This is a genomic window from Thermostichus sp. MS-CIW-36 (genome assembly GCF_054059035.1).
In genome coordinates this window covers 16,285-29,264 of record NZ_JBSSBR010000007.1, presented here as the reverse complement: position 1 = coordinate 29,264, position 12,980 = coordinate 16,285, and the positions used below count along the sequence as shown (strand labels likewise).

Sequence of the window (12,980 nt, the reverse complement as noted above, 5' to 3'; positions counted from 1 at the left end):
CTCCGTCTCACTGACGCGAACGGGAGAGGTCACCTGGCTAAGGGGATCCCGTAGAGGGGCTCATCAACACCGGGATCTGGGCCTGAGCAGAGGCAGTCTCAGGCAGCGAGGGGGCAGGGGTGAAACTGGGGTAGGGGATGCGCTCGTGGTTGGATTCCCGCCAGACCTCCACGAAAGCGTCTGCCACCACCTCCAAATCCTCCAGCGTCAGCCCACTATCAACCAACTGGCCATCTTGCCAGCGGGCCTGGGCAATTTTGCGGACAACAGCCTTTGCCCGCTCGACCACATCGGGGCCGAAGCCATCGCTCAGAGTCATGCTGCGCAGGGCGGCTTCACAGGCATCGGCCATCATCACCACCCCCGTCTCCTTGCTCTGGGGGATCGGGCCATCGTAGCGGAACGGCTCTTCGGGTACGGGCTGACCCCCGGCTTTCATCTGGGCTTGATGGTAGAAATAGGCAATCAGGATCGTCCCCTGGTGCTCAGGGATAAACGCCTGGACGGCGGTAGGCAGATTATATTGCTTGGCCAGGCGCAAGCCATCGCTGACGTGGGCCTTGATAATCTGAGCACTGCGATAGGGATCGTCCAGTTGGGTGTGGGGGTTGAGGCTGCCCATCTGGTTCTCGATGAAGTAGCGGGCCTGCAGCATCTTGCCGATGTCGTGGTAAAGAGTGCCGGTGCGCACCAGCTCCACGTTGAGGTTCAGCTTCTGGGCAGCCCGTTCTGCCAAAGTGGCCACAAGCAGAGTGTGCTGGAAGGTGCCGGGGGCCTCTGCAGCCAGCCGCCGCAGCAGCGTGCGATTGGGATTGCTCAACTCGATCAGACGAATGGGGGTGGCTAAGTCAAATAGGCGCTCCAGGTAGGGGCTGGCTCCCAGGGCAACAATGCTCCATCCCAAGCTGGTTCCCCCTGCCAAAGCCATGGCCAACAGGTCGATGCCGCCGGTGGCGGCCAAGCTAACCGCCCCGTAGGCCAGCATCTGCACCGCTGCCGCTCCTCCCCCCAGCAAGGCCAGCTCTTCGCGGGAACGGGAACGCCCGGCCAGGGCAGAGGCCACCACGCTGCCGGAGAGCAAGGGTACAAGGGTGAGCAGGTTGACAGGGGAGACCAAGGGCAAAAACAGCGCCTGGCCTACCACCACCACCAAGCCCAGCCCTGCCCCGTAAAAACTGCCCAGCAACAGCCCCACTGCCGGCAGGGAGCTGAACTCCAGCTTGAACAAGGCCGCCAAAAGGGGAGCGGTCAGGGAAACCATGAGGATCAACACCCGATCCCGGCGGCGCAACCCTGGCCGCAAGCGTTGCTGCAGAGGCACAAAGACAGCCAGGCCCAGGCCCATCACGCCGGCTACCCCCACCAAGCCCCAGACGTTGATCCCGCGCTGGGTAAGCCCAAAGTGATCCAAGATGAGAAAAATTTCGGGAGTGATGACCTGATCTGCTCGCACGATCACCTGGTTCTCGGCAACCGAGATCAGAACCGGCTCGACTTTTTCCAGCTCGGCGCGGATGCGCTGCTCGGTGCGCTGGGGATCCACCTCCACGTTGGGAATGAGCACCTGCTGCAGCCACTGATAGACCAGGGCCTGCAGCTCCTGTCGTTGGGCGGCGCTGCCCGGAAAAATCAAATCGTCCAGTTGGGCTTGGATCCCTTCGGCGCGAACTTCGCGGGGCAGGCCATCCACAATCCCTATCTTCTGCAGGCGCTCCAAGACCCGCCGGCTCAAGGTTTGCAAATGCTGCCAATCCGCATCTGCCAAATTGAGAACGGTGGCCGGAACAGGGGGGGTGAGCTGCTCCAGAGCCGGCAAAGCTGCCCGATAGCGCTGCTGCGCCGCTTCCACCTGGGCAATCAACTGGGTATAGGGATCCGTCGCCGCCATCTGGGTGGCCGATCCGTCCAACCAGACCCGCTGCCAAACCTCGACAAGCTCTTGCTTGGCCCGCTGCTCAGGAGGAAGCTGCTCCGGTCGCCCCGAAGAAGGCTCTTCCAAAGGAGATGGGGTGGCTCCGCGGATGGCCTCTTGTCGGACGCGAGCCTGGAAGGGTTCCCACTCCTCTGGGGAAAGCTGGCGCAGATAGATCTGCGTTGGCAGAGACAGCAACTGGACAGAAACATAGGGCAGAGGCCCTGCCTCTTGGCGGATGGCCTCCACCTCAGCCAGGAGACCCTCCAGGTTTTGCCGCATGCTGTCGTTGGCGGTGCTGTTGATTTTGAGGGCCTGAACCACCCGCCGTCGCGCCTCAGCTTGTCGGGCCTGGGTAGCCTCCACATCTTCAATCTCCGCCGCAGCAGGGGCAAGAAACGTCTGCGGAGAACGGCTGCCGACGGTCAGTTGTGGTTCGTTGTAGTAGCGGATCCCGTGGACAGCAGTGAGGGAGAGAAGCGCTATGGCATAGCCAGCAACCCGTTCCGAAAGGGGGGGCCTGCTCTTTCGAGGGGAAGCTGCCTGGCGTCGCCGAGTCCAGTGTTCCGCGTTCGCGTCGGCAGCGCGAAGGGCTTTGGGCGTGAGCGGGTTTTTCATGGATTGGCCTGGCAGCGTCTTTCTCTTTTCTATCCCCTTTTGGCCGGGTAGCCCAGGAAGAGAATCTCAATCGCCGATGGTAATCTGCCCCACCATACCTGCTTCTGCATGGCCGGGAATGGTGCAAACCAAAGCGTAGACCCCAGATTTCAGGGGAATAAATTGCCACTCCACCGAAGCGCCTGGCTTCAGCTCCAGTTCTCGGATCTGGCCCTTAATTTCCACGCCGGCCACGTCCAACTTACGGGTCCAAACGGCATCGGCAAAATCTTTGGCGCTGAAATAATGTTTCAATTGGCTGGGGTTGCTCAGGCGAAGACGGTAGAGGCTGCCGTTGCGAAAAGACAGTTCCTTGGGCGCAAACACCAACTGATTGTCGGCAGTGCCCAACTCAACCACCTTCTCCTGCGGCGTTTGTCTGGAGAGATCCCGCGCCCATACCGGATGCGGGATCCCAATCATGAGGGCCGATAGCCAGATTCCCAGCACCAGGAAATGACAGAACCTGTTTAACATTGCAACAACGAGGAGAGAGGAAAGAGCAAAGAGGAAAGAGCAAAGAGAAAAGAGCAACGAGGAGAGAGAAAAGAGCAAAGAGAAGAGATTCCTCCTTCTCACTTCTCACTCCTCCCTTCTCACTCCTCTGCGAGTAGCCTGGAAACTCAAGATAGCATCTCTAGGCGGAGAGCATGCCTCTAACCCCCAAAACCCTGAACTTTGCTGAATTTACTGAGCTTTAGGCGGTTTGGCAAAAGTCATTGAGAGGGATATAGTAGACCAAGTTTCCCCCTGATCCTTGAGTCCACCGCAACGGTTGCCGGGAAGTGAAGGGGGAAAGCGCTCGGGGGGTATTCCTCAGGGCTTTGCGGGATACCGCCTTCCTGTTTGGACTCCGTCCCGCTGACGCGAACAGAGATAGGCAGGATGCGATCGCTTCTTTCCTGAACCATGTTCAGGAGAGTTCAGCGTGAATGTATCAGGTTTTGATTCCCTTCTGCCCTGTCTAGCCATCCACATCCTCGTAGAGTCGCACGGCTGGGGCTTCCTCTCCGTCTTTCCTTATTTCAAGGGCTACCGCAGCGGCGTAGCCACCGGCAACCCGAAGGGGTAGGGTTACCCAGCAAGAGTCCCCGTCCAAAGCTCTGGAGCCGGCCAGACCTCTGCCCGTTCCCTTCAGGAGTGCCTCTTTTTGTGTCCACATTTGGAAGAAGAGGGCATCTCGCTCTGGAGCTGGACAGTTGGCCAAACGGACTTGCTCGGCAGCCGAAAAGTAGCGCTGGGCGATGCGCTGCCAGCGGGGCACAGGTCGAACCCATTCCAGATCCACTCCAATGCGGTATTGCCATCTCAGGCCGATCAGGACGCGCTCGTGGGAGTGGCTGAGGTTGAACTGCAGCGGTAGGGGTGGATCCCGCCAGTAGGGTTTGCCGGTAGAACTGTGGTCGAGGGGGATCCCCTGGGGCGGAATGCCGCTGTAGCGGCTAAGCAAGCTCCGCAACCCAAGACGACCGGCCAGAAAGCGGCGCCGATCTGCCGGCAGTTGTAAACGCTCTGCCCGCCGACATTCTTCAGGGGAAAGAAGGCCGAGCTGGGGGAGCAACTTCTCCAACGGGGGGACTGTCTGCAGCCAAAGATGCACCTCTGACTTTCCCGACAACGGCTGCAGGGATCCCACTCTGAAGTTGGGTCTAGACAACTCTAAGGAATAAGGATGGGATAACATGACCTTGAATTGGTGGGGTTGGCAACACCACCCAGACAGTACACCCTTTCCTGTACGCGCTCGCGAGACCTGGTCTGACCTGATGCCCTCCTTCCACTATCCCCCCCGTCCTGACCGTGTCCGCGCAGCTCGTCAGCAGGCTATTCGTCAGGGGATCCTCTGGCTGTTGTTGGGGTTCACGGCTGTGTTGGCGGGTTCTGCCGGTGCCCTCCTGGCCGTGATGTTGCCCCGTCAGGTGATCCCAACTTCCCTCACTCCTGCAGAACAAGAAGCCTTCCGTCCTGATGCCTTACGGGCTGCGGCTCTGGATCGCTCGTTGCATATCCTCATTCTCGGCACGGACAACCCGGATCCCACCCTGCCCTTGCCCACAGAGCGAGATCGCTTCCACACCCGCAGCGACACCATTCTCTTGGCCCGCTTTGATCCCCAGGCGCGGCGGATTACCGTTTTGTCCATCCCCCGCGATACTCGTGTGCGCTTGCCCGGCTTTGGCGTGACCAAGATCAATGCTGCCAACTTGGCAGGGGGCCCGGCGCTGGCGGCTCAGGTGGTCAGCCACTTGATGGGTGGGATCCCGATTGACCGCTACATTCGCCTCAATACCGACGCTCTGGAAGAGCTGATCGACGCGGTGGGCGGCGTGGAAATCTACGTGCCGGAACCGATGCAATACGTGGATCACACCCAGCAGTTGTTTATCCACCTGGAACCCGGCTGGCAACGCCTCAATGGAGAACAAGCCCACCACTTTGCCCGCTTTCGCCGCGATCACCTGGGATTAGGGGATATCGGTCGGGTGCAACGGCAACAGGAATTGCTGCGGGCCCTGAGCCGGGAACTGCTCTCCCCTGCTGTCTGGCCGCGGATCCCAAAGATTTTGCAGGTTATCCGCACCAACCTCGATACCAACCTCACCTGGGAAGAGGTTCTGAGCTTGGCCAAGTTTGTCCTCACCTCTGGGGGCGATCGCATCGACCTGGTGCTGCTGCCGGGCCGCTTCAGTCAGCCGGGAGAATTCTCCACCAGCTACTGGCTGCCGGATCCAGCCGGGATCCGACGGGTGGCCGTCTCCCACTTTGGCCTGGAGGCAGAGGTAGCCCGCATTCCTCCACACCGCCTGCGCATAGCCGTGCAAAACGCAACCGGAGAGCCGGGGATGGCCCGCCGTATGGTGCAAGAATTGGTGAGACAAGGATACGCCCATGCTTTTGCCGTGGAAGACAGCACCCAGGTGCTGCAGCAAACGGAGATCCTCGCCCAGAGCGGGGATCGGGAGGGGGCTAAACAGATCCGCGCCGCCATTGGCCTGGGAGAAGTGCGGGTAGAATCTACTGGCGTTCTCAACTCCGATGTCACCATTCGGATCGGCCAGGATTGGGCTCAACAGTTGGCTTTGGATGAAGCACTCCGCGCCGCTGACGCCAACGGCCAAACCCAAGCTCCGCCCGGAGCAGCTCAGCTCTAGAGAGCCGGTTCGGTTGCGAGTGCGGATTTCCGAAAAAGAGCCTGCTTGTCGGGGACTTTTCGGTCTCTGTAGATTAGCACTGAGCTTGTTTGAGTGCTGAGCCACCTATGACCGTGCTGGAACAGGGATCCATCACCATCCACACCGAGAACATCTTTCCCATCATCAAGCAGTCTCTCTACTCGGATCGAGAGATCTTCTTGCGGGAGCTGATCTCCAATGCTGCTGATGCCATCACCAAGCTGAAGATGGCCAGCCTTGCCGGCGAAGTGGCAGATCTCCCAGAGCCGGAGATTACGATTGCCCTCAACAAGGAGGCCAAGACCTTAGCGGTGGCCGATAACGGCATTGGCATGACTGCCGAGGAAGTGAAAAAATACATCAACCAGGTGGCTTTTTCCAGCGCTGAAGAGTTCATTCAAAAGTACAAGGGCAAAGACGCAGAGCAAGCAATCATTGGCCACTTTGGTCTAGGATTCTACTCCTCTTTTATGGTGTCGCAGCGGGTGGAGATCGACACCCTCTCCTATCGGCCCGGCAGCACGCCGGTGAAGTGGGCTTGTGACGGCACCACTACTTTTACCCTCTCCGATTCTGAGCGCTCCAGCATCGGCACCACCGTTACCCTTTACATCACCCCCGAAAACGAAGAATACCTGGAGCCAAGCCGCATTCGGGAATTGGTTCGTAAATACTGCGATTTCATCCCCGTTCCCATCAAGTTAAACGGGGAAGTGATCAACAAGCAAAAGCCCCTGTGGAGAACCTCACCTTCCGAACTTAAAGATGAGGATTACCTAGAGTTTTATCGCTACCTCTACCCCTTCCAAGAGGATCCCCACTTTTGGGTACACATCAACACCGACTATCCCTTCATCGTGCAAGGGATCCTCTATTTTCCCAAGTTGCGCCCGGATATTGATCCCACCAAGGGTCAAGTCAAGCTGTTCTGCAACCAAGTCTTTGTCCAAGATAACTGTGAGGAAGTTATCCCCAAGTTCCTCCTACCTCTGCGGGGGGCGATCGACAGTCCGGATATTCCCCTCAACGTCTCTCGCAGCTTCTTGCAAAATGACCGCACCGTAAGACGCATTGGGGATCACGTTGCCAAAAAGGTGGCGGATCGTCTCAATGAACTGTACAGGGAAGATTACGAAAAATACGTCAAGGTCTGGCCCGACATCAGCCTCTTTATGAAGTTTGGGGCGATGAACAACGACAAGTTCTTTGCCCAGATTAAGGATATTCTCATTTTCCGAGTGGCCGGATCCCCTGCCGATAAACCCGAATATGTGACCCTGAAAGCGTACCTGGAGCGCACCCGCGATAGGCAAAACAAGCGAGTTTACTACGCCACCGATGAGGCTGCCCAGAGTGCCTACATTGATCTCCACCGCTCTCAAGGACTGGAAGTGATCATGCTGGATAGCTGGATCGACAGCCACTTCAGCAGCTTTTTGGAGCGGGAATACAAAGAAGAAGGGATCCAATTTAAGCGGGTGGACTCTGAGCTGGATGAAACGCTGGTGGATAAAGACAAAGCCGCCGAAATTGTGGATCCGGTCACGCAAAAAACCCGCAGCCAAAAGTTGGTCGATCTCTTTCGGCAGGCCCTGGGCAAAGACAAGTTGCAGATCAAAGCAGAAGCTCTTAAATCAGAGTCGGTTCCGGCCATGATCTTGCTGCCGGAGACGCTGCGGCGCCTGCAGGAGCTCAACGCCGTCATCCAGCAGAAGCCGCTGGAGTTTCTGGAAGAGCACACGCTGGTTCTGAACACGGCCCATCCCCTTATCCAAAACCTGCAGTCTCTTGCCGATCAGGGTCGGGATCCCGACTTGGTTCACCTCATCTGCAATCACATCTACGATCTGGCTTTGATTACCCAGAAAAGCTTTGACCCGGCAGCCGCGCGGGCCTTTGTGCAGCGTTCCAACGAAGTGCTGACTCGGCTCACCCGCCCTCAATAGGCAGCGCTGTCCAGGGTAGACTGCAGGGCTTCCGCTCCACCGGGCAGAGACGGACGGGATCCGGCCCCGTTGCCGCTGTGGCCGTAGCTGCCTTGGAGCACGGGGGCAACTTGGCGCATCAGCGTCGCCATCTCCAGGGCACTCATGGCGTATTCCCAACCTTTGTTGCTCTTGACCCCGGCCCGCTCCAGAGCCTGCTGCAGGGTATCGGCGGTGATGATCCCGAAAATAACCGGCACGCCGGTACGAAATCCTGCCGCCGCAATGCCTTTGGAGACCTCCGCCGCCACATAGTCGAAGTGGGGAGTTTGCCCGCGAATCACTGCCCCCAGGCAGATGATGGCGTCATAACGGCGAGATTGGGCCAGTTGGTGAGCCAGCAAAGGCACCTCAAAACTGCCGGGCACCCAGTAGTAGTCCACTTGCTTGCTCTCCGGGCCGACATCCACACCATGCCGCTTCAGCGCGTCCTGGCACCCTTCTAACAATTTGCCGGTGATCAGGTCGTTAAACCGACCGATGACGATGGCCAGACGCAGATCCTCCGTCTGAACAAAATTGCCCTCGTAAACTGCCATCTACGCTGCTCCAGATCTACCCAAGAGAAGAACAAGCGGGCCGACACGGCAAAACCACGCTTTCCCATCCTAATTCACTGAGGGAGCGGCCTTCATGCCCAGAGGTACTGCTCGAAACGATGGCTTGCTGGCCCTCTTGGCATTCAACTTCCACCCCGCCTTGGCAACCATCTGGGCTGACTCAAAAGCGGGAAGGAACATCAACGGGTAATTGTTGGCCAGGGGAGAATTTTCCCATTGCTGCGCAACCCTGGGCGAATACAAATGGCGGTGTTTGTCTTCCTGGCCGTTTCTTTTGATAAAGATCTATTTTTGTGCGGAAAGACACACCTCTACCTGAGGCCAAGACCTAGCTTGGGTACATGACACAGCCGCTTTCTGAAATTGCCCGCGCCCAAGGGATCAACTACTTTCTGCTCTCTTTTACCGACCTGCTTGGGATCCAACGGGCCAAGCTGGTGCCTGCCTCAGCTATCGACTTCATGGCAGAGGGTCAGGCTGGATTTGCCGGGTTTGCTGCCTGGTTGGACTTGACGCCTGCAGACCCCGATGTGTTTGCCCAGCCGGAGCGCGAGCGCCTGTTTCAACTGCCCTGGCAGCCGGAAGTGGCCTGGATGCCTGCCGATCTAATTCAGGTCAACGGGGATCCCTTGCCACAAACCCCCCGCTGGGTATTGAAGAAGGTGTTGTCCCAAGCAGAAGCCATGGGCTTTCAAGTCAAGACGGGGATCGAATGCGAGTTCATGCTTCTGTCGCCCGAAGAGTGGGCCATTTCCGATGAGCGCGACCAGCAGGCCAAGCCCTGCTATGACCAGCAAAGTTTGATGCGGCGTTTTTCGGTGATCCGAGACATCTGCGATGGCATGCAGAAGCTGGGCTGGGATCCCTATCAAAACGATCACGAAGATGCCAACGGCCAATTTGAAATGAACTGGCGGTTTGACGATGCCCTAGTTACGGCTGATCGCCACGCCTTTTTCAAATACATGGTGAAAAGCATTGCCGAAGAGCATGGCTATCGAGCTACCTTCATGCCCAAACCCTTTGCCCATCTGACGGGCAACGGCTGCCACACCCATATTTCTCTTTGGCAAGGCGAACAAAACCTGTTTGCCGATCCTCAAGGGGAATTGGGGCTTTCTCAACTGGCCTATCACTTCATCGGCGGGGTGCTGCACCATGCGCCTGCTTTGTGTGCCCTCACCAACCCAACGGTCAATTCTTATCGTCGCCTCAATGCCCCTGTCACCCTCTCTGGGGCCACCTGGTCTCCCAACACGATCAGCTACAGCGGCAATAATCGCACCCACGCCATTCGGATCCCGGATGCCGGGCGGTTTGAACTGCGTTTGGCCGATGCTGCCGCCAATCCCTATCTTTTGGCTGCTGGTCTCATTGCCGCCGGTCTGGACGGGATCCAACACCAACGGGATCCTGGCCCCCGCTGCGACAACAACGCCTACACCGATCCCCTCCCCAATGCCCCAACGTTGCCCGGCTCTCTGGTCGAAGCCCTCAACCATTTAGACCAAAACACCCTGTTCCGCAGCAGGCTTGGGGATCCCTTTGTGAATGCCTACCTCAAGCTCAAACGCCAACAGTGGCAGGAATACAACCGTCAGATCACGCCCTGGGAGCGGGAAACAACCTTGGATTGCTAGCCCGGTAGTTGTTGTTATCTCATTACACCTTGAGAGAGGGCTTCCAACTGGCCTGGAGTGACCCTAAACCTGGGCCAACTGGTGTTGAGCTGCCTGCCGCATCACCTCTACTGGCACAGGCTTGCCTCCCAGCCAAAGCGATAGAGCCTTGGCCCCCTGGTGAACCAGCATCTCTAGTCCACTGATGGGGGTATGTCCCAACTCGGCGGCCATGCGCAGCAGAGGAGTGGGATCCGGCACATAGATCAGGTCGTAGACGATGGCACCTGGAGACAGCAGGCCCAGTTGCTCTCGGCTCAGGGGAGAGAGCTCCTGACCGCCAGGGGATCCCGGCTTGTGCATACCCACAGGGGTGGTGTTGACCAAAAGCCGCGTCTGAGACAGGTAGCAATTCAACTCCGCCCAGTTCACCGTCTCCACCTGAGGCCAGGTCTGTTGCAAGGCCAGCAATGAGTTGGGGGATCGCCCTGCCACCCGCACCGGCCCCAGCCCCAACTCCAAACAGCCTTGGATGGCCGCCCGCGCTGCCCCCCCGGATCCCAGAATGAGAGTAGGGATCCCTTTTTCCAGACCCAGCAAAGGCTGCACAAAGCCATCGATATCGGTATTGGTGCCCGCCCACCCGCCCTCTGGCAAGGGGTAAACCGTATTCACCGCCCCCACCGCTGCTGCCCGCGATTCAATCTGATCGAGCAAAGGGAGAATGGCCTGTTTGTGAGGAATCGTCACATTAAACCCCCGCACCCCAATGGCCGCCAGCCCTGCCACCGCCGCCGCCAAGTGTTTTGGAGCCACCGGAAACGGCACATAGCAATAGTTTTCCCCCATAGCCGCCAAAGCAGCATTGTGCATGGCCGGGGATAAGCTGTGGGCCACCGGATCCCCGATTAGACCGAGCAATTGGGTGCTTCCCGAAATCCGACCGTCCACCGGCTCAGCCAACTCCTCAAGGGATCCCTGAAGTCACTTTAAAGACTACTGAGACTCCGACTCAACCCGCTGCAGAGTCTGCCGGTAGCGATGGCGCCAGCCGGCCAACGATTCTTCCGAAATGTGGTCGATCAAGGTGCTCATCTCCGCCAGGATCTGATAAACGCGGTCAAAGCTTTGTCGGGTTCGCTCTTCCTGTTCCGGTTGACGCGCCTGCACCATGTACAAGCTCATCTTGATGGTTTGCAGGCGGTTTTTGCCCAAATCTTCCAGCATTTCCCGAATTTGCCCGATTGCCTCCCGCCTCACCTGTCTCTGCCGCCGTCGCAACAGCCAAAAGAGGATCCCGTGGATAACCCCCACCAAAGTGGCGCTGACCGCCGTTGCCGTTTCTAGCGAAAAAGCGCTGCGGCTGGCCACAAAACCACTTAGCAGAATCACCCCTATTCCTACCGCCGTCAAGACTAGCTCAATGTTGTTTAGGAACCATCTTCCTGCTGGTCTCCAGATCCCAGATCCGGCCACTTGACCCTGAAGAATGCCCATCATAGCCTTTTGCACCTCCCTTCCGTCTCTCCCGTTCGCTCAGCCCATCACTACCTGCTCAGCCGCCCCAAGGCCAGGCGCGGTCTTCTACGGCTCAGTTGACGCTTCAGACAAAGCTGCCGGAGTTTTCGCCGCCGCAAGCGGAAGGGTCTATGGGCCAGGGATCCCGCTGTGGACAGTTCCGGTGCAGAAGCCTGCATTTTTTGGCTGAGCTCTTGATGGTGTTGGCGGAGATCCTCAATCTGCCTGAGGCGAGTCTCCAGCTCTCGGCGCAGTTCGGCGTTTTCTTTTTCCAGACGCTGCAGGCGTTTCAGCAGCTCTGAGGACTCCGTTCCGCTGACGCGGTCGGAAACTGGGATGGGATGGGGAGCAGTCACCACCGAGCTGTGCACATTCCTGCTATCTCGCATGGCCTGGGCAGCCCGGCGCAACAGAGCCACCCCCTTGGGATCATCGCTGTCCATGAGGCTGGCCGCTCCAAACTGGAGCTGTACCGGCAGCGCCCGCCCATTCACCACAAAGGGATCCTGAATCATCCGCTGACAGCAGCGTTCGGCAGCAATTTGCGCAGCAGCCAAGGTGCTCCCCGGCAGCAGAATGATAAACTGCCCCTCGTCGTAGCAAAACAGGTCGTCTCCATCGCGCAGGTTATTGGCCAGGCGCTCTCTAAACAGCTTGAGAAGAGCACCCCGACCGTCGGCTTCCAGCTCTTGTGCCAGAGAACCGAGGTTGGCCAAGCGCAGCACAAACAAGCTGAGGGGTTCGGATTGGGCACGGGCCTGGGCCACCCGCAGCGGCAAACGAGCCACCAAATCCTGACGGTTACCCACCTCCAAACCAATCGACTTGGGGGGAGAGGGAGGAGATTTTTGCCCAGTTTTGAGCAGATATTGCTGGCGGCGACTTTCTACAATGCGCAGCCCTGCCCGCACCCGCGTCAGCAGCTCTGCAGCCTGAAAGGGTTTGGAAAGAAACTCATCGGCGCCTGCCTCCAAAGCCCGCTCCATGCTATCGTTGCCCTCGCGGGCAGTCATAATGATGTAGTACACCCAAGCATATTCCGGCAGTTGCCGCAGTTGACGGCACAGGTCTAGGCCGTTCAGGGAGGGCATGACCCAATCGGCAATGATCAGATCTGGGGGTTGGCGGCGAATTTGCTCCAGCGCGGAGAGGCCATCCAAAGCATAAGAAATACTGCAGCCCTGCTTGCCCAAAAAGTTGGACAGCATCTCTGCCACCATGTAGCTATCATCCACAATCAGTACACGGGCTTGCAGGCTGCCGTCTTGACTTCTGCCAGAGACGAGTTTCGCCTTCTCAGGCGCAGGAGCTGCACTAGCGCTCTCCGGTCTGGGATCCATAGACAAACTGAGGCAGGATGGCGAGAAAATCCGGGAAAGCAAACTACCCGCAACTTTCCATCGCTATTCTAATGAATGTGGTATCTCCATCGTTATTCTGATGCGGTAGCGAACAGCAGCCGCTTCCACTTTGCCGAGTTGGTTAGATGGATTGAATCACTCTTGAATCACTGAGACTTCGCTCGTCCAGAGCCGGTGTCTGTTGCTGCCCAAGGC

General features: G+C 58.2%; 10 protein-coding genes. 3 read left to right on the top strand and 7 right to left on the bottom strand.

Annotated elements, in window-relative coordinates; genetic code table 11:
• Positions 1-37 precede the first annotated feature (37 nt).
• The 3 genes from ACVWVQ_RS04880 to ACVWVQ_RS04870 form a co-directional block, all read right to left on the bottom strand.
• Positions 38-2,530 (bottom strand): HD family phosphohydrolase, encoded by a 2,493-nt coding sequence (locus ACVWVQ_RS04880; RefSeq protein ID WP_457507193.1) that lies wholly within the window; start codon positions 2,528-2,530, stop codon positions 38-40.
• A gap of 66 nt (positions 2,531-2,596) precedes the next feature.
• Positions 2,597-2,992, bottom strand: a complete 396-nt coding sequence (locus ACVWVQ_RS04875; protein ID WP_457387746.1) for a plastocyanin/azurin family copper-binding protein — start codon at positions 2,990-2,992, stop codon at positions 2,597-2,599.
• Between the two features lie 541 nt (positions 2,993-3,533).
• A complete protein-coding gene (locus ACVWVQ_RS04870) occupies positions 3,534-4,130 on the bottom strand; it encodes a 4'-phosphopantetheinyl transferase family protein (protein ID WP_457507191.1) in 597 nt (198 codons plus the stop codon).
• Positions 4,131-4,251: 121 nt separating this feature from the next.
• Here ACVWVQ_RS04870 and ACVWVQ_RS04865 point away from each other — a divergent pair, with 121 nt between their 5' ends.
• Positions 4,252-5,721 carry an LCP family protein gene (locus ACVWVQ_RS04865; RefSeq protein ID WP_457507189.1) on the top strand — a complete coding sequence of 490 codons (1,470 nt, stop codon included), beginning with the start codon at positions 4,252-4,254 and terminating at the stop codon, positions 5,719-5,721.
• A 107-nt stretch (positions 5,722-5,828) separates the two neighbouring features.
• Positions 5,829-7,688: a molecular chaperone HtpG gene (htpG, locus tag ACVWVQ_RS04860; RefSeq protein ID WP_457507187.1), complete on the top strand. Its 1,860-nt coding sequence runs from the start codon at positions 5,829-5,831 to the stop codon at positions 7,686-7,688.
• Here htpG and ribH read toward each other — a convergent pair.
• Entirely contained in the window at positions 7,682-8,266 is a 585-nt protein-coding gene (ribH, locus tag ACVWVQ_RS04855) for a 6,7-dimethyl-8-ribityllumazine synthase (RefSeq protein ID WP_414330323.1), read from the bottom strand. The two genes, htpG and ribH, sit on opposite strands and share 7 nt — an antisense overlap.
• A gap of 362 nt (positions 8,267-8,628) precedes the next feature.
• Here ribH and glnT point away from each other — a divergent pair, with 362 nt between their 5' ends.
• Entirely contained in the window at positions 8,629-9,927 is a 1,299-nt protein-coding gene (gene glnT / locus ACVWVQ_RS04850; RefSeq protein WP_457507185.1) for a type III glutamate--ammonia ligase, read from the top strand.
• 63 nt (positions 9,928-9,990) lie between these two features.
• On the opposite strand, the gene ACVWVQ_RS04845 is transcribed toward glnT, so the two are convergent.
• Genes ACVWVQ_RS04845 through ACVWVQ_RS04835 form a run of 3 tightly spaced genes read right to left on the bottom strand, consistent with a single transcriptional unit; the run spans position 9,991 to position 12,644 of the window.
• Complete coding sequence (locus ACVWVQ_RS04845; RefSeq protein ID WP_414356614.1) at positions 9,991-10,857, bottom strand: shikimate dehydrogenase; 867 nt, start codon at positions 10,855-10,857, stop codon at positions 9,991-9,993.
• 45 nt (positions 10,858-10,902) lie between these two features.
• Positions 10,903-11,406 carry a hypothetical protein gene (locus ACVWVQ_RS04840; protein ID WP_414344808.1) on the bottom strand — a complete coding sequence of 168 codons (504 nt, stop codon included), beginning with the start codon at positions 11,404-11,406 and terminating at the stop codon, positions 10,903-10,905.
• Between the two features lie 47 nt (positions 11,407-11,453).
• The gene (locus ACVWVQ_RS04835; RefSeq protein ID WP_457507182.1) at positions 11,454-12,644 is read right to left on the bottom strand and encodes a response regulator; all 1,191 of its coding nucleotides are present in this window, start codon (positions 12,642-12,644) and stop codon (positions 11,454-11,456) included.
• Between the last annotated feature and the right edge of the window lie 336 nt (positions 12,645-12,980).